Source organism: Mordavella massiliensis (genome assembly GCF_016902415.1).
Lineage (GTDB): Bacteria > Bacillota > Clostridia > Lachnospirales > Lachnospiraceae > Merdimonas > Merdimonas faecigallinarum.
Map to the genome: position 1 here is coordinate 71,672 of NZ_JACJLV010000002.1, position 23,355 is coordinate 95,026.

22 protein-coding genes, 1 riboswitch and 1 other annotated feature are annotated in these 23,355 nt (G+C 53.7%); of the genes, 20 read left to right on the plus strand and 2 right to left on the minus strand.

Annotated elements, in window-relative coordinates:
* Nucleotides 1–27 precede the first annotated feature (27 nt).
* Nucleotides 28–1,380, plus strand: a complete 1,353-nt coding sequence (locus H6A13_RS00975) for a SpoIID/LytB domain-containing protein (RefSeq protein WP_204907753.1) — start codon at nucleotides 28–30, stop codon at nucleotides 1,378–1,380.
* An 18-nt stretch (nucleotides 1,381–1,398) separates the two neighbouring features.
* Here H6A13_RS00975 and H6A13_RS00980 read toward each other — a convergent pair whose 3' ends face one another.
* Nucleotides 1,399–1,968, minus strand: a complete 570-nt coding sequence (locus H6A13_RS00980; RefSeq protein ID WP_204907754.1) for a xanthine phosphoribosyltransferase — start codon at nucleotides 1,966–1,968, stop codon at nucleotides 1,399–1,401.
* Nucleotides 1,969–2,154: 186 nt separating this feature from the next.
* Between H6A13_RS00980 and H6A13_RS00985 the strand changes: the two genes are divergently transcribed.
* From H6A13_RS00985 to queA, 6 genes are all read left to right on the plus strand, one after another.
* A complete protein-coding gene (locus H6A13_RS00985) occupies nucleotides 2,155–2,979 on the plus strand; it encodes a YihY/virulence factor BrkB family protein (RefSeq protein ID WP_204907755.1) in 825 nt (274 codons plus the stop codon).
* 38 nt (nucleotides 2,980–3,017) lie between these two features.
* Nucleotides 3,018–3,246, plus strand: a binding site (T-box leader).
* Nucleotides 3,247–3,297: 51 nt separating this feature from the next.
* Nucleotides 3,298–4,317, plus strand: coding sequence for a phenylalanine--tRNA ligase subunit alpha (gene pheS / locus H6A13_RS00990; protein WP_204907756.1), 1,020 nt, complete (start codon nucleotides 3,298–3,300; stop codon nucleotides 4,315–4,317).
* Between the two features lie 18 nt (nucleotides 4,318–4,335).
* On the plus strand, nucleotides 4,336–6,756 hold the full coding sequence (gene pheT / locus H6A13_RS00995; RefSeq protein WP_204907757.1) for a phenylalanine--tRNA ligase subunit beta: 2,421 nt from the start codon (nucleotides 4,336–4,338) through the stop codon (nucleotides 6,754–6,756).
* A gap of 18 nt (nucleotides 6,757–6,774) precedes the next feature.
* Nucleotides 6,775–7,752: a signal peptide peptidase SppA gene (sppA, locus tag H6A13_RS01000; RefSeq protein ID WP_204907758.1), complete on the plus strand. Its 978-nt coding sequence runs from the start codon at nucleotides 6,775–6,777 to the stop codon at nucleotides 7,750–7,752.
* Nucleotides 7,733–8,458, plus strand: a complete 726-nt coding sequence (locus H6A13_RS01005) for an RDD family protein (RefSeq protein ID WP_243424688.1) — start codon at nucleotides 7,733–7,735, stop codon at nucleotides 8,456–8,458. Before sppA ends, H6A13_RS01005 begins: the two co-directional genes overlap by 20 nt.
* A gap of 39 nt (nucleotides 8,459–8,497) precedes the next feature.
* Nucleotides 8,498–9,523: a tRNA preQ1(34) S-adenosylmethionine ribosyltransferase-isomerase QueA gene (gene queA / locus H6A13_RS01010; RefSeq protein WP_204907759.1), complete on the plus strand. Its 1,026-nt coding sequence runs from the start codon at nucleotides 8,498–8,500 to the stop codon at nucleotides 9,521–9,523.
* An 87-nt stretch (nucleotides 9,524–9,610) separates the two neighbouring features.
* Here queA and H6A13_RS01015 read toward each other — a convergent pair whose 3' ends face one another.
* A complete protein-coding gene (locus H6A13_RS01015) occupies nucleotides 9,611–10,885 on the minus strand; it encodes a M18 family aminopeptidase (protein WP_420827211.1) in 1,275 nt (424 codons plus the stop codon).
* 155 nt (nucleotides 10,886–11,040) lie between these two features.
* Nucleotides 11,041–11,233, plus strand: a riboswitch (cobalamin riboswitch).
* Between the two features lie 116 nt (nucleotides 11,234–11,349).
* On the opposite strand from H6A13_RS01015, the gene cbiD reads away from it, so the two are divergent.
* From cbiD to cbiB, 13 genes are read left to right on the plus strand one after another with little or no spacing between them, the layout of a single operon-like run.
* Complete coding sequence (gene cbiD, locus H6A13_RS01020) at nucleotides 11,350–12,456, plus strand: cobalt-precorrin-5B (C(1))-methyltransferase CbiD (protein ID WP_204907761.1); 1,107 nt, start codon at nucleotides 11,350–11,352, stop codon at nucleotides 12,454–12,456.
* Between the two features lie 3 nt (nucleotides 12,457–12,459).
* On the plus strand, nucleotides 12,460–13,155 hold the full coding sequence (gene cobI / locus H6A13_RS01025; RefSeq protein WP_204907762.1) for a precorrin-2 C(20)-methyltransferase: 696 nt from the start codon (nucleotides 12,460–12,462) through the stop codon (nucleotides 13,153–13,155).
* Nucleotides 13,152–13,910 carry a precorrin-4 C(11)-methyltransferase gene (cobM, locus tag H6A13_RS01030; RefSeq protein WP_070088201.1) on the plus strand — a complete coding sequence of 253 codons (759 nt, stop codon included), beginning with the start codon at nucleotides 13,152–13,154 and terminating at the stop codon, nucleotides 13,908–13,910. The genes cobI and cobM overlap by 4 nt, the downstream gene beginning before the upstream one ends.
* Nucleotides 13,911–13,929: 19 nt before the next feature.
* Nucleotides 13,930–15,003: a cobalt-precorrin 5A hydrolase gene (locus tag H6A13_RS01035; RefSeq protein WP_204907763.1), complete on the plus strand. Its 1,074-nt coding sequence runs from the start codon at nucleotides 13,930–13,932 to the stop codon at nucleotides 15,001–15,003.
* Nucleotides 14,918–15,646 carry a precorrin-3B C(17)-methyltransferase gene (gene cobJ / locus H6A13_RS01040; protein WP_204907764.1) on the plus strand — a complete coding sequence of 243 codons (729 nt, stop codon included), beginning with the start codon at nucleotides 14,918–14,920 and terminating at the stop codon, nucleotides 15,644–15,646. Before H6A13_RS01035 ends, cobJ begins: the two co-directional genes overlap by 86 nt.
* Nucleotides 15,643–17,679: a precorrin-6A reductase gene (gene cobK, locus H6A13_RS01045; RefSeq protein WP_204907765.1), complete on the plus strand. Its 2,037-nt coding sequence runs from the start codon at nucleotides 15,643–15,645 to the stop codon at nucleotides 17,677–17,679. Before cobJ ends, cobK begins: the two co-directional genes overlap by 4 nt.
* Nucleotides 17,676–19,070: a cobyrinic acid a,c-diamide synthase CobB gene (locus H6A13_RS01050; protein ID WP_204907766.1), complete on the plus strand. Its 1,395-nt coding sequence runs from the start codon at nucleotides 17,676–17,678 to the stop codon at nucleotides 19,068–19,070. Before cobK ends, H6A13_RS01050 begins: the two co-directional genes overlap by 4 nt.
* Nucleotides 19,043–20,134, plus strand: coding sequence for a nicotinate-nucleotide--dimethylbenzimidazole phosphoribosyltransferase (cobT, locus tag H6A13_RS01055; RefSeq protein WP_204907767.1), 1,092 nt, complete (start codon nucleotides 19,043–19,045; stop codon nucleotides 20,132–20,134). Before H6A13_RS01050 ends, cobT begins: the two co-directional genes overlap by 28 nt.
* A complete protein-coding gene (locus H6A13_RS01060; protein WP_204907768.1) occupies nucleotides 20,134–20,688 on the plus strand; it encodes a bifunctional adenosylcobinamide kinase/adenosylcobinamide-phosphate guanylyltransferase in 555 nt (184 codons plus the stop codon). Before cobT ends, H6A13_RS01060 begins: the two co-directional genes overlap by 1 nt.
* Nucleotides 20,685–21,482, plus strand: coding sequence for an adenosylcobinamide-GDP ribazoletransferase (locus tag H6A13_RS01065; RefSeq protein ID WP_204907769.1), 798 nt, complete (start codon nucleotides 20,685–20,687; stop codon nucleotides 21,480–21,482). The genes H6A13_RS01060 and H6A13_RS01065 overlap by 4 nt, the downstream gene beginning before the upstream one ends.
* A 1-nt stretch (nucleotide 21,483) precedes the next feature.
* Nucleotides 21,484–21,861 carry a bifunctional adenosylcobinamide kinase/adenosylcobinamide-phosphate guanylyltransferase gene (locus H6A13_RS01070; RefSeq protein ID WP_204907770.1) on the plus strand — a complete coding sequence of 126 codons (378 nt, stop codon included), beginning with the start codon at nucleotides 21,484–21,486 and terminating at the stop codon, nucleotides 21,859–21,861.
* 5 nt (nucleotides 21,862–21,866) lie between these two features.
* The gene (locus H6A13_RS01075) at nucleotides 21,867–22,544 is read left to right on the plus strand and encodes a histidine phosphatase family protein (protein WP_243424689.1); all 678 of its coding nucleotides are present in this window, start codon (nucleotides 21,867–21,869) and stop codon (nucleotides 22,542–22,544) included.
* Entirely contained in the window at nucleotides 22,438–23,352 is a 915-nt protein-coding gene (cbiB, locus tag H6A13_RS01080; RefSeq protein WP_243424691.1) for an adenosylcobinamide-phosphate synthase CbiB, read from the plus strand. The genes H6A13_RS01075 and cbiB overlap by 107 nt, the downstream gene beginning before the upstream one ends.
* Nucleotides 23,353–23,355: the final 3 nt, after the last annotated feature.

Sequence of the window (23,355 nt, forward strand, 5' to 3'; positions counted from 1 at the left end):
CAGGGAAAAAGAGGACAAGGAGGCCGTATGAATCGGATCAGATGTTATCTGGTGGCGCTGGGGATCTGTCTGTTGTCTGTTGCCGGCCTTCGGGCGGTGGTCGCGGATCCTGGCGGGTTTCCAGGTATTTATGAAAAGGACACGCCGGTTTTGAAGCAAAGCGGCGGAAGAGAAGAGGGGGCGGAAGATGCGGCAGAAGCCGGGGAGAAGGAGGCGGAAAAGACGCCGGCAGACAATCCCGATATCCGCGTGCTGCTTTTAAGCACCGGGTATCAGAATGAGGCCCATCCGCTGGTAAGCGTCTCTTCCGGCGCCGGTCTTGTGCTGGAATCGGGGACGGGGCAGGAAGAGATCCCGGCCGGCCAGGTGCTGGACATCCGTCCGGATGATGCCAGATTTGCAGGGGGTGTGATCCGCCTGCGTGCCAGGGACGGCGGGGATCTTACGGTCCACAGCATCGAACGGGGCTGCGGACAGCCTTCCTACCAGGGAACGCTGGAACTTCGCCCGACAGCAGAAGGTGTGATCCTGATCAATGAGCTGCCTGTGGAATCTTACCTTTGCCGGGTGCTTCCAAGCGAGATGCCGGCCTCCTATGAGCTGGAGGCTCTGAAGGCCCAGGCGGTCTGTGCCAGAAGCTATGCGTACCGGCAGATGGAGTCTTTTGGCTATCCGGAATATGAGGCCCATGTCAACGACAGCACCGATTATCAGGTGTACGGAAATTCCGCTGCCCAGGAGACTTCAAATAGAGCAGTGGAGGAGACAGCGGGACAGGTGCTCTGCTTTCAGGGGCAGATCGTGACCGCCTATTATTATTCCACGTCCTGCGGACGCACGACCAGCCTGGAGGCCTGGGGAACGCCTCCGGATGCGCAGAATCAGTATCTGCAGTCTGTAGAGGTGGGAGACGGGGCAGGAGATTATGAAAAAGATCTCCCCTGGTACCGGTGGGAGGCAAAGATCCCGGTGCAGACCCTTTCGGATCTGGCAGGACTGAATCTCCGGCAGGATCTGGGAATGCTGACAAAGGTGGAAGTCACAAAACGGGGACCAGGAGACGTGGCTTTGGAGGTGACATTTACAGGGGAGAAAGGGAGCGCTGCTGTGCAAACAGAAAATAAGATCCGCAGGGCTTTTGGCGGAAGCGGGTATGAGATTATCAGACAGGACGGGACCAGCGCTGCATCAGGAAGTCTTCTGCCAAGCGCCTTTTTTACCGTGGAAAAATCCGGCGACACCTTCGTCATCCGGGGCGGCGGGTATGGACACGGCATCGGCATGAGTCAGAACGGGGCCAATGAGATGGCCAAAAAAGGAAAAAGCTGCCAGGAGATCCTGCAGCTTTTCTATCCGGGTACGGAAATCATCAGCAACTGAACTTGCCGGAAACGAAACTTACCGGAACGTCAGACTGTCGTCGGTCATGGAATCGATGACAGCCAGGGATTCCAGGTGAATGCCCGTCTCCCGGATCAGTTTTCCGCCCTGCTGAAATCCTTTTTCAATGACGATGCCTGCGCCTTCAATGGTAGCGCCTGCGTCCCGGATCAGGCTGATCAGTCCCATCAGGGCGCAGCCGTTTGCCAGGAAATCGTCGATGACCAGAACATGGTCCTCTGGGCCTAAGAATTTTTTGGATACGATCACGTCATAGACTTTTTTGTGGGTAAAAGATTCTACCTTGGTGTGGTAGATTTCGCCGTCAATATTAATGCTCTGGGCTTTTTTTGCAAATACTACCGGTACATGGAAGTACTGGGCGGCGATACAGGCGATCCCGATACCGGAAGACTCGATGGTCAGGATCTTGGTGATTTTTTCGCTTGGGAACCGGCGGCGGAACTCCCTGCCGATCTCATTGATCAGATCAATGTCCATCTGATGGTTCAAAAAGCTGTCTACTTTCAGTACATTGCCTGGTTTTACTACGCCGTCTGTTAAGATCCGTTCTTTTAAAAGTTCCATCTGTATTCCCTTCCTTAGTAAAAATTGATTGTAAAAAATATAGTTAAAATATATAGTAACGGATGGAACCGGGTTTTTCAATAGACAAACCGGGAAAAATCGAGTAAAATTAGAGAGTATTATTTTGTTGAAAGCTGAAAGCATCAGTCAGGAAAGGCCGGAAGACGGCCGGGACAGGAGAGGTCCATGGATAAGCTGAAAAAGATATATGAAAAGATCACAGATATCACCGATGAGATCGGGAACGACCACGTAGGCGCGTATGCGGCCCAGTCTGCATACTTTTTTATGCTGTGTATGATTCCGATCATCCTGCTCCTTCTGACTCTGGTGCAGTATACACCGGTGACCAAGGCGGATGTTATGACGGCGGTGATGCAGGTATTCCCGTCTTCTGTAGACTCCATGATGGCTACGGTGGTGAACCAGGTGTACAATCAGTCCATGGGGATCATCCCGGTTACGATCATTGTGGCTCTGTGGTCGGCAGGAAAAGGCGTTCTGGCCATGACAACGGGGCTGAACTGTGTATACCACTGCAAAGAGACCCGTAACTATGTGATCTTAAGACTCCGCTCCACGCTCTACACGCTGATGTTCCTGCTGGTGATCCTGTTTCTGCTGGTGCTGTCCGTGTTTGGTAATTCTCTGAATATTTTTATTTCCGAACACATTCCGATCTTTGCGGAGATCGCGGACCGGGTGATCGAACTGCGTACGATCCTGACCCCGATCGTCATGGTCGCATTTTCGCTTCTGATCTATAAATTTCTGCCCAACCGCAGAGACTCTCTTTTGCGCCAGCTTCCGGGAGCCGTATTTGCAGCCATCGGATGGATGGCGATCTCCTGGGTGTTTTCCGTGTACGTGGATGTGTTCACCGGATTTTCCAGTATGTACGGAAGCCTGACCACCATCGTGCTGATCATGCTGTGGATGTATTTCTGCATGTACTGCATTTTGCTGGGTGGAGAACTGAACATGCGGATTTTCCCGGGAGATTTCTCTTGACATCCGAAGCGCATGTGGTTACAATAGGTGTCGTATAGAAAAAAGCGATGACCGTGTCAGTAGAGACCCATTTTCCCGCAGAGAGGAAGGATCAGCGGCTGGAAGTCCTTCCGGGTTCAGGTGGCGATCGAATTTCCCACGTTAGCTGCATCTTTGAAATCAGCAGTAGGAGATGCCGTCCATGCACGTTACGCAGGAATGAGCGCCTGTTTTTGCCGGGCAAAAGCAGGAAGCAGGGTGGTAACACGGGTAGATCTCGTCCCTTTTGAAGGGGCGATTTTTTTATTTCTTTAATGAATTTTGAAAGGAAGGAAAACGATGCAGGAAAAGCTGAAGAACATCAAAGAAGAGGCGCTCAGAGCCATAGAAGCGGCTGATGTGCCGGAAAAATTAAATGATGTGCGGGTAAGGTTCCTGGGGAAAAAGGGAGAACTGACCGCCGTATTAAAAGGAATGAAGAATGTGGCTCCGGAGGAGAGACCCAAGGTAGGCCAGCTGGTCAATGAGACCCGTGCCGCGATCGAGTCTGTCCTGGAGGAGACCCGTAAAAATATGGAAAAGGCAATCCGTGAAGAGCGCCTGAAGCAGGAAGTGATCGATGTGACACTGCCTTCCAGGAAGAACCTGGTGGGCCACAGCCATCCCAATACTATCGCGCTTGAGGAAGTAGAGCGTATCTTCGTGGGCATGGGCTACGAGGTGGTGGAAGGACCGGAAGTAGAGTATGATCTTTACAACTTTGAGAAACTGAACATTCCGGACGGACATCCGGCCAAGGATGAGCAGGATACCTTCTACATCAATAAGGACATTGTGCTGCGGACCCAGACTTCTTCTGTGCAGGCCCGTGTCATGGAAAATACAAAACCGCCGATCCGGGTGATCTCCCCGGGCCGTGTGTTCCGTTCTGACGAAGTGGACGCGACACATTCTCCTTCCTTCCATCAGATCGAGGGACTGGTGATCGATAAAAATGTATCTTTTGCAGATCTTAAGGGAACGCTGGAAGTGTTCGCAAAAGAGCTGTTCGGACCGGAGACAAAGACGAAGTTCCGTCCCCATCATTTCCCGTTTACCGAGCCAAGCGCAGAGGTGGATGTCTCCTGCTTTAAGTGCGGAGGCAAAGGATGCCGGTTCTGCAAGGGATCCGGATGGATCGAGATCCTGGGCTGTGGTATGGTACATCCGCACGTACTGGAAATGTGCGGCATTGATCCGGAGGTGTATTCCGGATTTGCATTCGGCGTAGGCCTGGAGCGTATCGCGCTTCTGAAATACGAGATCGACGACATGCGGCTGCTGTATGAAAACGACATCAGATTCTTGCGGCAGTTCTAGGAAAGGAGATAACTATTTATGAATACATCATTATCATGGATCAAAGCCTATGTTCCGGATCTTGACGTGACAGCACAGGAATATACGGATGCGATGACGCTTTCCGGAACCAAGGTAGAAGGATATGAGAAACTGGATGCGGATCTGGACAAGATCGTGGTTGGACAGATTGAGAAGATCGAGAAGCATCCGGACGCAGATAAACTGATTATCTGTCAGGTAAATATAGGATCTGAGACCATCCAGATCGTGACCGGCGCTCCCAATGTGCATGAGGGCGACAAGGTTCCGGTGGTACTGGACGGCGGACGTGTGGCTGGAGGACATGAGCCGGGAAGCCGCGTGGCCGGAGGCATCAAGATCAAAAAAGGAAAGTTAAGAGGCGTGGAGAGCTGCGGTATGATGTGCTCCATCGAGGAACTGGGCTCCAACCGGGATATGTACCCGGACGCTCCGGAGGAAGGCATCTACATTTTCCCGGAAGATACAGAAGTGGGGGCCGACGCGGTAGAAGTGCTGGGCCTGCATGACGTGGTATTTGAGTATGAGATCACATCCAACCGTGTGGACTGCTTCAGCGTGGTGGGAATTGCCAGAGAAGCGGCGGCTACTTTTGGAAAGAAGTTCTGCCCGCCTGTGGTAACCCCGACTGGAAACAGTGAAAACGCGGCGGATTATATCAAGGTCTCTGTGAAAAATACAGATCTCTGCCCGAGATACTGCGCAAGAGTTGTAAAAAATATCAAGATCGGACCGTCTCCGGAGTGGATGCAGAGAAGGCTGGCTTCTGTGGGGATCCGTCCCATCAACAACCTGGTGGATATCACCAACTATGTGATGGAAGAGTACGGACAGCCCATGCACGCCTATGACCTGGACACTATCGAGGATCACGAGATTGTTGTCCGCACCGCTGCAAAGGGCGAGAAGTTTACCACACTGGACGGCCAGGAACGCCAGATGGACGAGTCGGTGCTGATGATCTGCGACGGCAGAAAGTCTATCGGTATCGCGGGAATCATGGGCGGTGAGAATTCCATGATCACAGACGATGTCCACACCATGCTGTTTGAGGCGGCATGCTTTGACGGCACCAACATCCGGAAGTCCAGCAAGAAAGTGGGACTTCGGACGGATGCTTCCGGCAAATTCGAGAAGGGTCTGGATCCCAATAACGCACAGGCGGCCATTGACCGCGCCTGCCAGCTGGTAGAAGAGATGGGCGCCGGAGAAGTGGTCGGCGGTATGGTAGACGTTTACCCGGAAAAGAGAGAAGAGATCCGGCTGCCGTTCCGTCCGGAAGAGATCAATGTGCTGCTGGGAACAGACATTTCCGCAGAAGAGATGCTGGGATATTTCGAAAAGATCGATCTGGGTTATGACCCGCAGAAGCAGGAAGTGATCGTGCCCACCTTCCGTCAGGATCTTCTGCGCACCGCGGATCTGGCAGAAGAGGTGGCAAGATTCTTTGGCTATGACAATATCCCCACCACACTTCCCAAGGGAGAGTCCACCATGGGCAAACTGCCCTTTAAGCTGCGGGTGGAGGAGATCGCAAGAGAGATCGCGGAGTTCTGTGGCTTCAGCCAGGGCATGACTTATTCCTTTGAAAGCCCGAAGGTGTTTGATAAGCTTCAGATTCCGGAGGATTCCAGCCTTCGCCGTGCGATCGAGATCATGAACCCGCTGGGCGAGGACTACAGCATCATGCGTACCACACCGCTGAACGGAATGCTGACTTCTCTTGCTACGAATTATAACCGCAGAAATAAGAATGTAAGGCTGTATGAGCTGGCAAATGTATACCTGCCGGATGAACTGCCTCTGAAGGAGCTGCCGCAGGAGAGAATGCAGTTTACGCTTGGTATGTACGGTGACGGCGACTTTTACAGTATGAAGGGCGTGGTTGAGGAGTTCCTGGAAAAAGCGGGACTTTCTGAGAAAGAAGTGTATGACCCGAACAGCAGGAAGCCGTACCTTCATCCGGGACGCCAGGCGGATATTGTATACCGGGGAACTGTGATCGGTTATCTGGGCGAGGTACATCCGGACGTGGCGGACGCTTACGGCATCGGAGAACGGGCATATCTGGCTGTTCTGGACATGCCGGCTGTGACAGAGTTTGCCACCTTTGACCGGAAGTACACCGGCATCGCAAAATATCCGGCTGTAAACAGAGACATCAGTATGGTGATGCCGAAAGAAATCCTGGCCGGACAGGTAGAAGAAGTGATTGAAAAACAGGGCGGAACCTATCTGGAAAGCTATGCGCTCTTTGACATTTACGAAGGCGCGCAGATTAAGGAAGGCTATAAGTCCCTTGCATATTCCATCGTATTCCGCGCGCAGGATAAGACACTGGAGGACGCAGAAGTGACAGAGGCCATGAACCGGATCCTGAAGGAACTGGAAGGCATGGGCATCGAACTTCGGAAATAATGAGGTGAAAAACTGCTTATGAAGAAAAAACAGATCGGCGGACTGATTGTTGCTGCGGTATTATTTATCGTTATCGGAGCTTCCAGCGTGCTTACGAATACGGTTTCAGAGAAGATGCTGGAAAGCGGCATGGAGACGCTGCTGACAGGAGATTATACATTTCATGCACCCCTGACCGATTACATCGGCGTGGTGCGGGTGGAAGGAACCATCCAGGAGCAGACAGAAGGCAGCGCTTTGACTAGCTCTTCCGGCTATCAGCACACGACGACCCTGGAGTATATTGACCATCTGATGGAGGATTCCAGGAATCAGGGACTCCTCCTGTATGTGGATTCTCCGGGCGGAACGGTGTATGAGTCAGAGGAGCTGTACCTGAAGCTTCAGGAATATAAGGAAGAAACCGGACGGCCTGTCTGGGACTATATGTCCCACTATGCGGCTTCCGGCGGCTATATGATCTCCATGGCTTCCGACCGGATCTATGCCAACCCCAATACCATGACCGGTTCCATCGGCGTGATCATGTCGGGCTACGACATGACCGGGCTGTATGAGAAGCTGGGCATCCGTTATGTGAGCATTACCAGCGGGGAAAATAAGGACAGCAGCCAGATGACTGATGAGCAGATCGCTATTTATCAGACGCAGGTAGATGAATATTATGGCAGATTTGTGGAGATCGTGGCCGAAGGACGGGGTATGTCAAAAGAAGAGGTAACGGCGCTGGCTGACGGCAGGACCTATACCGCAAGACAGGCGCTGGATCATGGCCTGATCGACGAGATCGGTCTTTACGATGACATGAAAGAAGCGATGAGTGAAGAACTTGGCACGGATGAGTTCTACGAACTGGAGGCGCCGAAGAACGCCTGGGCTTCGCTGTTTGCCAGTGCAGAAAAGATCGTGCCAAAGTCTGAAGCACAGATCCTGACCGAGACCGCGCAGGAGATGGAAAGCGGGGTGCCGATGTACTATGCAGAACAGTTGCAGTAATCCATATGTGAAAGCCGGAGCGCAGGCAGAATGCACAGGAACCGGGATGCAGGCAGAGTATGCCGGCTTCTGGGTGCGGCTTGCCGCGTATGCCATCGACAGTTTGATCGTATTTTTCGGGCTTCTGGTGGTACGTCTGTTCCTGGCAGGTGTGTTATCGGTTCTGTCCGGGACATGGCTGGGAGGAAACATCTTGTTTCACTACACGCTGAAGGATATTTTGCTGTATGTGTTCCAGGTGCTGTATTTTATCCTTTGTACCTGGCTGACCGGCACGACTCTGGGAAAACGGGCCATGAACCTGCGGGTGATCAGCGCCTGCCCGGAGGAGCCGCTGGGGCTTTTGGACGTGGTCTACCGGGAAACCATCGGGCGGTTTCTCTGCAGCCTGTCTGTGGGGATCGGCTATATTATGGCCGGCGTGGATAAGGAAAAGAGAGGCCTGCATGATTTTCTCTGTGATACCAGAGTGATCTATGCAAAAAAGATCAAGGTGATCCCGGTGTATCCCAGATACCAGGCGCCCCTTGTGAGGCCGGCGGGTCCGGGGGCACCGGGAAATCCGCCGCAGCCGCCTTACGGAGGGCAGGGAAATATGGCGCAGCAGCAGCCGCCTTACGGAGGGCAGGAGAATATAGCGCAGCAGCCGCCTTACGGAGGGCAGGAAACTATGGCGCCGCCCCAGGACGGACAAAAGATAGATTGAGAGAATAAGAATAAGAAATAGAAGGGATTCTGAAGCATCATGAAACGACAGGATTTTTATTATGATCTGCCGGAGGAACTGATCGCCCAGGATCCGCTGAAAGACCGGTCCAGCTCCAGGCTCCTTGTATTAGACAAGGAGTCCGGGGCTGTTTCCCATCATGTATTTCGGGAGATTACGGACTATCTGGAGGCGGGAGACTGTCTGGTGATCAATGACACGAAGGTAATCCCGGCAAGACTGATCGGTTCCAAGATCGGGACCAATGCAAAGATAGAAATTTTATTATTAAAAAGAAAAGAAAATAATGTCTGGGAGACACTTGTAAAGCCGGGGAAAAAAGCAAAGATCGGCACCAGGATCAGTTTTGGCGACGGTCTTCTGGTGGGAGAAGTGATAGACATTGTAGAGGAAGGAAACCGGCTGGTGCAGTTTACCTTTGACGGGATCTTCGAAGAGATCCTGGATCAGCTGGGGCAGATGCCTCTGCCCCCCTACATCACCCATCAGCTGGAAGACAAAGACCGGTACAACACCGTCTATGCGGCGCATTCCGGCTCGGCCGCGGCCCCCACGGCGGGACTGCATTTTACACCGGAACTTCTGGAGGAAATCCAGAAAAAAGGCGTAGACATCGCCAGAGTAACGCTTCATGTAGGACTTGGGACATTCCGGCCCGTAAAAGTGGATGAGATCACAGATCACCACATGCACTCGGAATTTTATCAGATCGGGGAAGAAGCCGCAGAAAAGATCAACCGGGCCAAAGAGAACGGCCACCGGGTCATCTGCGTAGGAACGACCAGCTGCCGGACCATTGAATCAGCTGCGGATGAGAACGGACACATGGAGGCAAAAAGCGGATGGACAGAGATCTTCATCTATCCGGGGTATCGCTTCAAGGTATTAGACTGCCTGATCACCAACTTCCATCTGCCGGAGTCCACGCTGATCATGCTGGTATCCGCGCTGGCGGGAAGAGAACATGTACTGGCCGCTTACGAAGAGGCGGTAAAAGAACGGTACCGGTTCTTCAGCTTCGGAGACGCGATGCTGATCCGGTAACATGCAAATGGGGACGTAGACCTTTTGCAAAGGTCTACGTCCCCATTTGCATTTTGCCCTGTACCTTTTTGGCATTTGGGGTGTACCCTATGCGAAGAATTCTTTCGCGGCACGGACCAGATATTCGGTGTCTTTTACGCTTGCCGTCTCATAGGGGGAGTGCATGGCGAGCTGGGGAAGGCCGATATCTATGGTGTTTAGCGGTACCTGGGTGTTGGAGATGTTCCCCAGTGTGGATCCGCCTGCCATATCCGAGCGGTTGGCAAAGGTCTGTACGGGCACGCCTGCTTCCCGGCAGAGATCCCGGAACATGGCTGTGGAGATGCCGTCTGTGCAGTATTTCTGGCTGGCATTGTATTTGATCACAATGCCTTCGCCAAGATATGGACGGTTGGATGGATCGGCCTTGTCCGGGTGATTGGGGTGGACGGCGTGGGCATTGTCTGCGGAGATCATCATGCTGTCGGCCAGGCTGATGAGGTAATCTTCTGTGGATCTGCCAAGTCCCAGAAAGATCCGGGTCAGCGTATCGTAGAGGAAGGTGGAGGCCGCCCCCTGTCTGGTGCCGCTTCCTACTTCTTCGTTGTCAAATACGCAGTGGAGATTGAGATACGTTTCTTTTTTTCCTGCGAGAAAACCGGCAAGGGAAGCGAAGGCGCACTGGAGGTCGTCCAGCCGCCCGCAGGAGAGGAATTCCTGATCTGCGCCCCAGATGCTGGCCTTTTCCCGGTTGTAAAGGAACAGATCGTGGCCCAGGATGTCGGATTCTTCTACGCCCGCTGCCCGGGCGATGGTTTTCATGAAGGTATCTTTTGCAGAAAGGGTTCCATACAGGGGAAGCATGTCTTTCTGTGGATTGTAGGTATAGCCCTTGTTGGCGTCCGGGTTCATGTGGATGGCCAGATTCGGGATCAGAACCAGGTCCCGGTCGATGTTGACCAGTTTCATGGTGTATGTTCCGGTGCCGGCATCTTTTACGATCACCCGGCCGGCCACGGAGAGGGGGCGGTCCAGCCAGGGAGCCAGGATCATGCCGCCGTACCGCTCTACATTGAGGCGGATGTAATGGCCTTCTGTCTCCAGCTCCGGATGTTCCTTGATCTTAAAGCAGGGCGAGTCGCTGTGGCTTGCAAGAATGTGCATGCTGCTCCAGGACCCCGCCGGGATGGTAAATGCGATCAGGGACGAGCCGTTGCGGGTGACATAGTAGCTGCCTCCCGGGGTCAGGCTCCAGGCTTCGTTTTCGGAAAGCCGGGTAAATCCGTGGCGTTCCAGTTCTGTTTCTGTGTTTTTTATTGCGTGGAAGCAGGTGGGGCTTCCTTCCAGAAATCTGATGAGATCGGATACAATATTCATGAGGATCCTCCTTGTAATTTGAAGATTGTAAACTGTATCTATTATAAAGACTGGTCCATATTTTTACAAGATGCCTTATGCATTTGAAATAACAAGGCATATCTGCCCTGGCAATATTCCTTGCGTATCCCGCCGGGATATGGTATATTCTATAATTAGTAACTGAATAGGAACTAACAGGTGTCAGACCGGAAAATGCCGGGTCTGGTGAAAAGGGAAACAGGTGAAAATCCTGTGCGAACTCGTCACTGTCATTAGGGAGCAAAGGGTAAAAAGAGCCACTGGGGAACCGGGAAGGCGTACGCTTTGTAAAGATCTAAAAGCCAGGAGACCTGCCTGTTAGGGTACAGGATTTTCCGAACCACGAGTAACTGGTTGTACGTTTTCACACATCATGGCTGGAGAGCCGTGGTGTTTATGCTCGTTTTCGAAAAAGAAAGCGGGCTTTTTTTCATATAGGAGAGGTGGAGATGACAAGGAAAAAGCTGGCGCGGGGATACACGACAGGCACCTGCGCTCAGGCCGCCACAAAGGCGGCCGCCTGGATGCTGCTCACAGGAGAGAAGGTCCAGGAGACGCAGGTGATCCTTCCAAATGGAGAGACTGCCAGGTTTCACATAGAAGAAATCAAGATCGAAGAGGAAGCGGTTTCCTGCGGAGTGAAAAAGGACAGTGGAGACGATCCGGATATCACCAATGGGATTCTGGTAGAAAGCCGGGTGGAGCGGATCCGGGAGAGCGCTTATCTGGTGGAAGGGGGAATCGGTGTGGGCCGGGTGACAAAGCCAGGCTTGAATCAGCCGGTGGGAGCCTCTGCCATCAACCGGGTTCCAAGAGAAATGATCGGGCAGGAACTTTCAGACGCCGCGCAGGAGACAGGGTATGAGGGCGGCCTTAAGGCAGTGATCTCCATTCCGGAGGGAGAGAAGCTGGCAGAGCGGACATTTAATCCCAGGCTTGGTATTGAGGGCGGCCTGTCCATTCTTGGCACCAGCGGACGGGTAGAGCCCATGAGCGAACAGGCGCTTCTGGATACCATCTGTCTGGAGATGCAGGTAAAATACGCAGAAGGGAAACGATACCTGATCCTCTCCCCCGGAAATTATGGACTGGATTTTCTGAAGCAGAGCTATGGCATAGAGGAAACAGACGTTGTAAAGTGCAGCAATTTCATCGGTGATTCCATCGATATGGCGGCGGAAGCCGGGTATCAGGGTCTGGTGCTGGTCGGACACATCGGGAAACTGATCAAGGTGGCGGGCGGTATCATGAACACCCACTCCAAATGGGCAGACTGCCGGATGGAACTTTTTGCGGCCGCGGCGCTCCTTGCCGGGCTTCCGGAAGGAAAGGCCAGAGCTTTCCTGGACTGCGTGACCACAGACGATGCATTGGCGCAGTGTACCGAAGAGGAACGTGGTCTGATCATGGATGCGGTCATGGCAAAGATTGAGAAGTATCTTTCTTACCGCGCACCGGTGGAGATGGAGACGGCGGCTGTCGTTTTTTCCAACGTGTACGGGATGCTGGGAAAGACCAGTCAGGCGGATGCGATATTGCAAAAAAGCAGGAGGTAGAGCATGGCAGGAAGATTGTATGGTGTGGGCGTGGGTCCGGGAGATCCGGAGCTCATGACGATAAAAGCATGCAAAATCATAAGAAACTGTCCAGTGATTGCAGTGCCGGGAAAGGCGCCGGAGGAGACAGTGGCGTATCAGATCGCGGCCGGAGCGGAACCGGCCGTCAGAGAAAAAGAACTTCTGGGGATCCATATGCCGATGACGAAGGATCCGAAAATATTGGAAGAGAGCCACAGGGCTGCAGTGGAAAAGCTGAAGGAAGAGCTGGATGCCGGAAAGGATGTGGCATTTCTGACACTGGGAGATCCTACGGTATATTCGACCTATCTCTATGTTCACCAGGAGCTTCGGGAGGCGGGATACCAGACGGAAATCGTAAGCGGGATCCCCTCTTTTTGCGCGGCGGCAGCCAGGGTACAGATGGGAATCGGGGAAAAGGCAGAGCAGATCCACATCGTGCCGGCCTCCTATCAGATCCAGGAGGCGCTGGAGCTTCCGGGGACAAAGATCCTGCTGAAAGCCGGACGGCAGTACGGAAAGATGAAAGAACAGCTCCTTTCGGCGGACATGGATGTGGTAATGGTGGAAAACTGCGGTATGGAAGGGGAAAGAATTTTCCATGGCGCAGAAGAGATGCCGGAGGAAGCCGGATATTATACGCTGATATTTGTGAAAGATAAAGGAGAACGGGTATGATACATTTTGTAGGGGCTGGTCCTGGAGCGCCGGATCTGATCACGGTGCGGGGACAGCGTTTATTACAGGAAGCAGATCAGGTGATCTACGCCGGATCGTTGGTAAATCCAGAACTTTTGAAATTGACAAAAGAAGGATGCCGGATTTATAACAGTGCGGTAATGACTCTGGAAGAAGTACTTATTCAGATGCAGGAGGGAGAAGAAAAGGGCTGGATGACGGTCCGCCTGCATACCGGGGATCCGTCCTTGTATGGAGCGGTCAGGGAGCAGATGGACCGTCTGGATGAGCTTGGAATCTCCTATGATTCTTGTCCGGGCGTCAGCTCCTTTAGCGGTGCGGCCGCGGCGCTGAACCTGGAGTATACGCTGCCGGATGTGTCCCAGAGCGTGGTCATTACCCGGATGGAAGGCCGAACCCCTGTGCCGGAAAAGGAAAAAGTACGCTCCTTTGCCGGGCATCAGTCCACTATGGTGTTGTTTTTAAGCGCCGGGCTTTTGAAAGAACTGGAAGCAGAGCTTCTGGCAGGCGGATATGCTCCGGAAACTCCGGCAGCCATCGTCTATAAGGCGACCTGGCCGGAGGAAGAATGTCACATCTGTACGGTAGGGACGCTTGCCGATACGGCGGCCGCGCACCAGATCACCAAGACGGCGCTGATCATCGTGGGGGACGTGGTGCGGTGCCGGCATTACAGCCGGTCCAGGCTGTATGACCCTACATTTACGACAGAATACCGGAAAGGCAGCCAGTAAAAGGCAAGAGGATGAAGGAATGAAAGCAGCAGTCATCAGTTTTACGAAAGCAGGCTATGAGCTGGGCAGAAAGATCCGTGACTGGCTCCAGGAACAAGGTTATGAAGCCGAGGCGGCGGTCAAATGCAGAGATCTGGAGGAATCCATCCCGGAATCTCTGGATCAGTGGACGAGAGAACGGTTTGCGGAGATGGACGCGCTTGTCTATGTGGGGGCAGCAGGGATCGCCGTGCGTGCCATCGCACCCTATGTGCAGGCCAAGACCCTGGACCCTGCGGTGCTGGTCATCGATGAACAGGGCGCCTACTGTATCCCGCTTCTGTCCGGCCATCTTGGAGGCGCCAATGAGCTGGCCCTTGCTCTGGCAGCAGCCTTTGGGATGGAGCCGGTGGTGACAACGGCCACGGACCGGAACGGGAAATGGGCGGTGGATGTATTTGCCAAAAAGAACGGCCTCTTGATCCGAGACATGGAAAAGGCGAAACGTATCTCAGCGGATCTGCTGGCCGGAAAAGAGATCCGGATCAAGATGGAGGACGGCAAAGAAGCGCAGGAGGAGCCGGACGTCTATATCGGACTTCTGGAACATCCGGGTTGGCGACGCGCCTTGTATCTGATCCCCAGGGCCGGAGTATTAGGCATTGGCTGCCGAAAAGGGGTGTCTGCGGAGCAGATTGAGGAAGCTGTGGCGGAAACGTTGGAAGACTTTCACGTCTGTCCGGAGTGTATCGGGGCTGTCGCTACCATCGACCGGAAGGCAGAAGAGCCGGGGCTTTTGGAATATTGCAGGAAAAAGGGAATTAGCTTTCTGTCGTTTTCAGCGGAGGAGCTTTCGGAAGTGGAGGGAGAGTTTTCTTCTTCCGAATTTGTCCGCCAGGTAACAGGAATCGATAACGTCTGCGAGCGTAGCGCGGTGAAAGCTTCGAAAGGCGGGAAGCTTCTGATCCCCAAACAGAAAAAAGACCAAGTGACGGCGGCCCTTGCCGTGACAGAATGGAGTGTGGAATTTGAAGAAAGTATATGTGGTGGGCATGGGCCCGGGAAGCCAGGAACAGATGACGGAAAAAGCCCGGGAGGTATTCGCATCCTGTGAGGTGATCGCAGGCTATACCGTGTATGTAGAACTTTTAAAAGAAGCCTATCCCGGGGCAGAATATATCACCACCCCCATGCGTCAGGAGGTGGAGCGGTGCCGTCTGGCCTTCGAGTCGGCGGCGGAAGGGAAAACCACCGCCATGGTGTGCAGCGGCGACGCCGGGATTTACGGAATGGCGGGACTGATGTATGAAGTGGGGGAGGAGTATCCACAGGTAGAAATCGAGGTCGTGCCGGGAGTGACGGCAGCCCTTGGCGGTGCGGCTGTCCTTGGAGCGCCCCTGGGGCATGATCTTTGTATCATCAGCCTGAGCGATCTTCTGACGCCCTGGGAGACGATTGAGAAACGGCTTCTTTCGGCGGCAGCGGCAGATTTTGTGATCTGCCTCTACAATCCGGCCAGCCGGAAGCGGAAGGACTATCTGAAAAAAGCCTGTGAGATCTTAATGAACCATAAACCGGCAGATACCGTGTGCGGAATCGTAAGAAATATCGCAAGAAAGGGCGAGTCGTTTCAGATTCTTACTCTGGGAGAATTAAAAGACGCAGAGGCAGACATGTTTTCCACGGTTTACATCGGCAATCACGAGACGAAGGTGATCCGGGGACGGATGGTCACACCGAGAGGATATCAGCTATGACAGAGAAAAAGATTTTGATTTTTGGAGGGACAACAGAAGGGCGGAAGCTGACAGAATACCTGGCGGCAAGGAAAGTCAGAGTCCATGTCTGTGTGGCGACGGCCTACGGGGAGAGCCTGCTTCCGGAGAGTGAATCTGTGACGGCAGAGAGCAGCCGGATGGATGTATCCGAGATGTGCCATAGGATCCGGGAGTATGAGCCGGCCTTCGTTGTGGACGCCACGCATCCGTATGCAAGGGAAGTTTCTCGCAATATAAAACAGGCCTGTGAATCCTGCGGGAAACCATATCTCCGGCTTTTGCGGGAAGCGGGGACTTTCCTTCCGGAGCATGACATGGCAAAAGACGGGACCGCCGCAGGGCCGGACGGTAGGACCGTCTGGGTAGAGAGTGCAAAAGAGGCAGCAGAGTATCTGGCGGACAAGGAAGGAAAGATCCTTCTGACTACCGGAAGTAAGGAGCTTGAAGCATTTACACGGATTCCGGATTACCGGGAGAGGGTTTATGCACGGGTACTGTCCCTGCCCTCGGTGGTGGAAAAATGCCACGGGCTGGGACTGGAAGGACGGCATCTCATCTGTATGCAGGGGCCGTTTTCAGCGGAATTGAATCTGGCTATGCTCCGGGAGTTCCAGATCCGTTTCCTGGTGACTAAGGAAGCAGGGAGCACAGGCGGCTTTCCGGAAAAACGTGAGGCGGCCGAAAAAGCCGGCGCAGTGCTTGTGGTCATTGGCCGGACGGAGGAAAGAGAAGGATTTTTGGAAGAAGAACTCTATGCCTATCTGAAGCAAGAGCTGTCCCTTTCTGACAGCTGGGAGCTGGCAATCGTGGGAATCGGCATGGGCGCAGAAGAGTCTCTGACGCTGGAAGCGAAAAAGGCCTGCCGGGAAGCCGGGCTTTTGATTGGCGCCAGACGGATGCTAGAAGCTGTGGCAATAGAAGGACAGGTCACGGAAGAAGCCTATCTGCCGGGAGACATTCTGGCGGCGGTGAAGCGCCATCCTTTAATCCGGAAGGCGGCGGTGGTGCTGTCCGGAGATCCGGGCTTTTACAGCGGGGCGAAAAGACTTTTGGAAGCGCTTCAGGAAGAGCCGGACTTCCAGGTACGGGTGGTACCGGGAATTTCTTCCGTCTCTTATTTCTGCGCGAAGCTTCACACCAGCTGGGAGGATGCGGCAGTTCTAAGCCTTCATGGACGGGAAGACAACCTGATCTGGGCGGTGGAGTGGCATAAGAAGACTATAGTGCTGGGAAGCGGGGCGGAGAGCGTCCGTAAGATCTGCGAGACCTTAAAGGTCTATGGCTACGGAGCGCTGGCCGTGACGGCAGGAGCCAGACTCTCCTATCCGGAGGAAGACATCCGTAAGGGAAGCGCCGAAGAAATGTCTTCCTACGAGAGCGAAGGGCCGGTGATCCTTCTGATTGAAAATCCGGATGGAGGAGAGAGCGCTTATGGCCCCGGTGTTCCAGATGAGGCTTTCGTAAGAGGAAAGGTGCCGATGACCAAGGAAGAGATTCGATGCATTGCCCTTTCCAAGCTTCGGCTTGGAGAAACTTCGGTAGCCTATGACATCGGCGCGGGTACCGGATCTGTAGCTGTAGAAGCTGCCAGGATGGCTTTTCGCGGCCGCGTGTATGCGGTGGAAAGGAACCCGGAAGGGCTTAAGCTTATCCGGGAGAATCAGGAAGCTCTGCGGGCAGCAGGCCTTACAGTGATTCCAGGAGAAGCGCCGGAGGCTCTGGAGGATCTGCCGGCGCCGGACCAGGTATTTATCGGAGGAAGCGGAGGAAGGCTTTCAGAAATCCTTGCAGCGGTGCTTCGGAAGAATCCGCGCGTCCGGGTGGTGATCACAGCTATTTCTCTGGAAACGGTGGCAGAGGCGAAGGCCTGTATGGAAAAGATCCGGCACCGGGAAGAGGACGTGGTGCAGGTGTCCGTAAGCCGGGCAAGAAAAGCAGGGAACTATCATCTGATGACCGGGTTAAATCCAGTATGGATCTTTAGTTTTACCTGTGACGAGGAGGAACAATGAAAACAAAACTTCCAAGAATCATGATCGCGGCGCCGGGGAGCGGCTCGGGAAAGACCATGCTGACCTGCGCCCTTCTTGCGGCCTGGAAAGAAAAAGGATTACGCCTTATTTCCTATAAATGTGGTCCGGATTATATCGATCCTATGTTTCACCGGGAGGCCTTAGGAGTCGGCAGCGCCAATCTGGACACATTTTTATGCGGAAGGGATTATATCCGTCGGAGGCTTCTGAAGGATGCAAAGGAAGCAGAGCTTGCGGTGTTGGAAGGCGTAATGGGATATTACGACGGCATCGGCGGGATCTCAGATGGGGCCAGCTCTTATGAGGTGGCGGACGCGACGGGAACGCCGGTGGTCCTGGTGGTGGACGGCCGGGGAAAGAGCCTTTCTCTGGTAGCGGAGATCCAGGGATTTCAAAACTTCCGGAAAGAAAGCCATATCCGGGGTGTGATCCTGAATCGGATCTCGCCTTCTGTGTATCCCAGATTAAAAGAAATGATCGAGGAACAGACCGGACTTCTGGTGTACGGCTATCTTCCAGTGAAAAAAGAGCTTCAGGTAGAAAGTCGGTATCTGGGGCTTCGGCTTCCAGGAGAGATGGAAACGATGAAGGAGACGCTGAAGCGTCTGGGAAGCCTGGCAGAAGAGACCATAGACCTTGCAGGACTCCTTTCCCTGGCAGGAACAGCCGGGATGATGGAAGAGGAAGAGCGCCGGACATCCGAAGGATGCGGGGAGACTGACGGAAAAGTGCCTGCAAAAGAAAAGGTGCGGATCGGGATCGCAAAGGATGAAGCCTTCTGCTTCTTTTATCAGGACAACCTAAAGATTCTGGAAGATATGGGGGCGGAGCTTGTGTATTTTTCCCCGCTTCGGGATGAAAAGATTCCGGCAGACGTGGACGGACTCATCTTTTACGGCGGCTACCCGGAGTTGTATGCCGAAAAGCTTAGTCGGAACAGTTCCATGCGAGGCAGCGTCCGTATGGCAGTGAAGAAGGGGCTTCCCTGTATCGGAGAGTGCGGAGGTTTCTTATATTTGCAGGAATATCTGGAAACAAAAGAGGGACAGCGTTTTCCCATGACGGGGGTTTTACCCGGAGGGAGCCATTACACAGGGCGTCTTTTAAGATTCGGCTATGTGACTTTGTCCGGCGGGACGGCCTTTGGAGGGGATGCAGGAGAGATCCCGGCGCATGAATTTCACTATTATGATTCCACGGATGCAGGAAATGCGTATCTGGCAAGCAAGCCACTGTCCAAAAGAAGCTGGAGATGTATCGTCAGCACCGGGCGTCTGTGGGCGGGTTATCCGCACATTCACTATGGAGGAAACCGGAAGTTTGCAGAAAACTTTCTGGATGCATGCAGGAACAGGAGGAAAGAGTTTTGAATCAGGAAACAGATTTGGAACAGGTCATCCGGCAGATCAGACCGCTGGATGAACATGCCATGGAACAGGCAAAGAAGCAGTGGAATTCTATTGCAAAGCCGCTGCACAGCTTAGGAAAGCTGGAAGAGCACATCATCCGGATCGCAGGGATCACTGGAAATCCGGATGTGAAGATCGAGGAAAAGGCGCTGATCGTTATGTGTGCGGACAACGGAGTGGTAGAAGAAGGCGTGACCCAGACGGGGCAGGAAGTGACGGCCATCGTGGCTGAAAATTTCCTGTCCGGAGAAACCAGTGCGGCTATTATGTGTAAGAAAGCGGGAGCCAGGATCCTTCCTATTGATATTGGCATGGCAGGAAAAACAAAAGTGCCGGACTATAAGGTGGCTTGCGGCACCAGGAATTTTGCAAAGGAGCCTGCCATGACAAGGGAGCAGGCACTTCAAAGTATCCTGACCGGAGTCCGGATCGTGGAGGAACAAAAAAAGGCGGGCGTGGCGCTTCTGGCCACCGGAGAGATGGGCATCGGAAATACCACCACCAGCAGCGCGGTGCTTGCGGCTCTTCTTCAGATAGATCCGGAAAAAGTAACGGGAAGAGGCGCCGGGCTTTCCAGCGCCGGGCTTTCCAGAAAGATCCAGGTGATCCGCCAGGCGCTTGCCTTACATAAGCCGGACGCGAACGATCCGGTGGATGTACTCGAAAAGGTGGGCGGCTTTGATATCGGCGGCCTTGCAGGCGTGTATCTGGGGGCGGCAAAGATGCGCCTTCCGGTGCTGATCGACGGATTTATCTCCGGGACGGCGGCGCTTCTTGCCTGCAGGCTTTGTCCGGAGGCAAAGGAATATATGATCGCCTCTCACAAATCCAAGGAGCCGGGAATGCAGATCCTCCTGAAGGCTCTGGGGCTTTCGGCGTCTCTGGACTGCGACATGTGCCTGGGAGAAGGAACCGGGGCTGTGGCCTTTTTTCCGGTGCTTGACATGGCGGCGGCAGTCTACCGTCAGATGAGCACCTTTGCGGACATTCAGGTAGAAGAATATCAGGAGCTGGGAGATAAATAATGATACATTTGATCACAGGAGGAAGCGGAAGCGGAAAGTCCGTTTATGCGGAGAATTGGCTGATCCGGCAGGGCGGCCGGGAAGCGTGCGGGAAAGAGAAGCCCTTTCTCTATATCGCGACCATGCGTCCCTTCGGGCAGGAGAGCAGACAGAAGATTTTGCGCCACAGAAATCAGCGGGCAGGGAAGGGCTTTGCCACCCTGGAGTGTTACCAGGATCTGGAAGCCCTGGAGATTCCGGAAAATGCAGGGATCCTGCTGGAATGTGTCATGAACCTGACGGCCAATGAATCTTACCGGGAAGATGAAAAAGATGCACAGGAAAAAGGGGAAGATAAGGTGGCAGAAAAGGTGCTGGAAGGAATCCGTCACCTTTCGGAACATACGGCGTATCTGGCTGTAGTGACAGGGCAGGTGGATGGGGACATTGATTCCTATTCGGAGGAAACCAGAACCTATCAGAAAATCCTGGGAGAGACCAATCAGAAGATCGGAAGTGCGGCCGATCAGATCACGGAGGTGGTGTACGGGATCCCCGTACCGGTGAAAGTATGAAAAGCAGAGTATGGAATAGTTTTAAAATTGCATGTTCGATGTATAGTAAGATCCCTGTGCCCCCGGCAGACTGGACCAAAGAAAACAAGGCTTATGTGATGTGCTTTTTTCCCTGGGTGGGGGCTGTGATCGGAGCGCTGACTTATGCCGTGTATTCCCTGAAAGAGTGGATGCATCAGGCCGGATTTGGATTTCCGGACTTCTTTTTTACGGCGCTTCTGGTGCTGATTCCTGTATGGGTTACCGGAGGGATTCATCTGGATGGCTATCTGGATACTCAGGATGCCCTTCATTCCTACCAATCCAGGGAGCGGAAGCTGGAGATATTAAAGGACCCGCATACGGGAGCCTTTGCGGTGATCGCCGGGATTTGCTATTTTGTGCTGGATCTGGGGATTTACAGCGGTCTGACGGCAGAAAGTGTCCGGGTGATCGCGGCAGGTTTTGTGTTGTCGCGGGCGCTTAGCGGGCTTTCCGTCGTCTGCTTTCCCCAGGCAAGAAAGAAGGGAATGGCAGCGGATTTCTCCGATGGAGCGAAGAAGAAGGGAAGCCGTCTTGTGCTGATTCTTTATGTGATCCTGGCCGCTGGAGTGATGATCTTTGCCGGAGGTGTGCCGGGAGTGGCTGCTGTCCTGGCCGCCGGGGGTGTATTCCTCTATTATGCGCGGATGACCAGACGGATTTTTGGCGGCATGACAGGAGATCTGGCCGGGTATTTTCTCCAGCTTTGTGAGATCTGGATGGCAGCGGCGGCAGTGACTGCCGATATCTTATGGAAAGGAGCGGGCTGGTAAAATGGAACTGATCGTAGGAGGAGCTTATCAGGGGAAAACAGAGTATGCCAGACGTCTATTCCCGGACATTTCCTGGGCGGACGGAGAACACTGCTCCTTTGAGGAACTCTGTCAGTGTCAGGGGATCCTGAAATTTCACCGCTATCTGGAACGGAGGATGGCGGCAGGAGAATCGGTGGCGGATCTGGCGGAAATTCTGTATCAGGAGAATCCGGAGCTGGTGATCGTGACCGATGAGATCGGCTGCGGCATCGTGCCTATGGATCCCTTCCAGCGGGAAGTAAGGGAGCAGACCGGGCGGGTCTGCACGGCGCTTGCAGGGAAGGCCAGGCGGGTTCACCGGGTAATCTGCGGTATAGGGACGGTGATCAAGGGATGATAAGGATGTATCTCATCCGGCACGGCAGTACGCCAGGGAACAGGGAACACCGGTATATCGGAAGGACAGAGGAAGACCTGTGTGAGGAAGGAATCCTTGCTCTGAAAGGACAGGAGGCGCCGGAGGTTCAAAGGATTTATGCAAGTCCGATGCGGCGGTGCATCCAGACAGCGAAGATCCTGTATCCGGGGCGGGCTCCGGTAAAGGTCGAAGAATTCCGGGAATGTGATTTCGGAAGCTTTGAGGGAAAGAATTATCAGGATCTAAGCGGGGATCCGGTGTATCAGGCCTGGATCGACAGCGGCGGGACGCTTGGATTCCCGGGAGGAGAGGAACCCGACGGGTTTCGGAGGCGCTGCGTGGAAGGATTTGATAAGGTACTGGAAGACTGCCGGCGGGATGGTATAGAGACGGCGGCTCTGATCGTCCATGGCGGCACCATCATGAGCATCATGGAGGCTTATGCCAGACCTAAGGGCTCTTATTATGATTTTCAAGTGGGAAATGGAGAGGGATATGAACTGGTTATTACAGATGACGGTGCCGGTACTTGCGGGATTTGTCCTGGATCTTCTGCTGGGGGACCCGGCATGGCTCTATCATCCGGTGCGGCTGATCGGGCTTCTGATCGAAAAGGGAGAAAAAATTATCAGAAAATGTCTGCCAAAGACCAGAGGCGGTGAGCGCCTGGGCGGGGTGGTCCTGGTGATTTTCGTAGTGAGTATAAGCGCGCTCGTTCCTCTGGGGATCCTTTTGGCGGCGTACCGCTTTTTTGTCCCCCTGGGACTTTTGATCGAGACCTTTTTCTGCTACCAGATCCTGGCGGTGAAGTCGCTTAAGGTGGAAAGTGACCGGGTCTGCCGGGCGCTAAAGGAAGAGGGACTGATAAGCGGGCGAAAAGCGGTGTCCATGATCGTGGGAAGAGATACGGAAGAATTATCGGAAGAAGGGGTGACAAAGGCTGCGGTGGAGACGGTGGCCGAGAATACCTCTGATGGCGTGATCGCTCCGCTGTTCTACATGGTGATCGGCGGCGCTGTACTTGGCTTTGCCTATAAGGCGGTGAACACCATGGATTCCATGATCGGATATAAGAATGACAAATACCGGTATTTCGGGACGGCAGCGGCAAGGCTTGATGATGCGGCGAACTTTCTTCCCTCCCGGCTTGCGGCGGTTCTGATGATCGCATCCGCCTTCCTTTTGGGGATGGACGGGCCAGGGGCATTCCGGATTTATTGCCGGGACCGGAAGAACCACAAAAGCCCCAATGCAGCGCAGACGGAGTCTGTCATGGCAGGCGCCCTGGGAGTGGAGCTTGCGGGAAATGCCTGGTATTTTGGGAAACTTTATGAAAAGCCCACCATCGGGGATCCGAAAAGGCCCATTGAGATCGAAGATATCAGAAGGTCCCACCGGCTGCTTTACGGCACCAGTATCCTGGCCCTGGCAGTCTTTATGGGAATCAAATGCTGCCTGCTTTGGCTGTGATGA

Bases quoted from the DNA above. Each gene is read 5' to 3' on its own strand.
- H6A13_RS01050 (WP_204907766.1), top strand. From the start codon at position 17,676: ATGAAAACAAAACTTCCAAGAATCATGATCGCGGCGCCGGGGAGCGGC.
- cbiD (WP_204907761.1), top strand. From the start codon at position 11,350: ATGACAAGGAAAAAGCTGGCGCGGGGATACACGACAGGCACCTGCGCT.
- H6A13_RS01035 (WP_204907763.1), top strand. From the start codon at position 13,930: ATGAAAGCAGCAGTCATCAGTTTTACGAAAGCAGGCTATGAGCTGGGC.
- cobM (WP_070088201.1), top strand. From the start codon at position 13,152: ATGATACATTTTGTAGGGGCTGGTCCTGGAGCGCCGGATCTGATCACG.
- cobK (WP_204907765.1), top strand. From the start codon at position 15,643: ATGACAGAGAAAAAGATTTTGATTTTTGGAGGGACAACAGAAGGGCGG.
- H6A13_RS01075 (WP_243424689.1), top strand. From the start codon at position 21,867: ATGTATCTCATCCGGCACGGCAGTACGCCAGGGAACAGGGAACACCGG.
- H6A13_RS01060 (WP_204907768.1), top strand. From the start codon at position 20,134: ATGATACATTTGATCACAGGAGGAAGCGGAAGCGGAAAGTCCGTTTAT.
- sppA (WP_204907758.1), top strand. From the start codon at position 6,775: ATGAAGAAAAAACAGATCGGCGGACTGATTGTTGCTGCGGTATTATTT.
- H6A13_RS00975 (WP_204907753.1), top strand. From the start codon at position 28: ATGAATCGGATCAGATGTTATCTGGTGGCGCTGGGGATCTGTCTGTTG.
- cobI (WP_204907762.1), top strand. From the start codon at position 12,460: ATGGCAGGAAGATTGTATGGTGTGGGCGTGGGTCCGGGAGATCCGGAG.
- H6A13_RS00985 (WP_204907755.1), top strand. From the start codon at position 2,155: ATGGATAAGCTGAAAAAGATATATGAAAAGATCACAGATATCACCGAT.
- H6A13_RS00980 (WP_204907754.1), bottom strand. From the start codon at position 1,968: ATGGAACTTTTAAAAGAACGGATCTTAACAGACGGCGTAGTAAAACCA.
- H6A13_RS01065 (WP_204907769.1), top strand. From the start codon at position 20,685: ATGAAAAGCAGAGTATGGAATAGTTTTAAAATTGCATGTTCGATGTAT.
- pheT (WP_204907757.1), top strand. From the start codon at position 4,336: ATGAATACATCATTATCATGGATCAAAGCCTATGTTCCGGATCTTGAC.
- H6A13_RS01005 (WP_243424688.1), top strand. From the start codon at position 7,733: ATGCAGAACAGTTGCAGTAATCCATATGTGAAAGCCGGAGCGCAGGCA.
- queA (WP_204907759.1), top strand. From the start codon at position 8,498: ATGAAACGACAGGATTTTTATTATGATCTGCCGGAGGAACTGATCGCC.
- pheS (WP_204907756.1), top strand. From the start codon at position 3,298: ATGCAGGAAAAGCTGAAGAACATCAAAGAAGAGGCGCTCAGAGCCATA.
- cobT (WP_204907767.1), top strand. From the start codon at position 19,043: ATGCAGGAACAGGAGGAAAGAGTTTTGAATCAGGAAACAGATTTGGAA.
- H6A13_RS01070 (WP_204907770.1), top strand. From the start codon at position 21,484: ATGGAACTGATCGTAGGAGGAGCTTATCAGGGGAAAACAGAGTATGCC.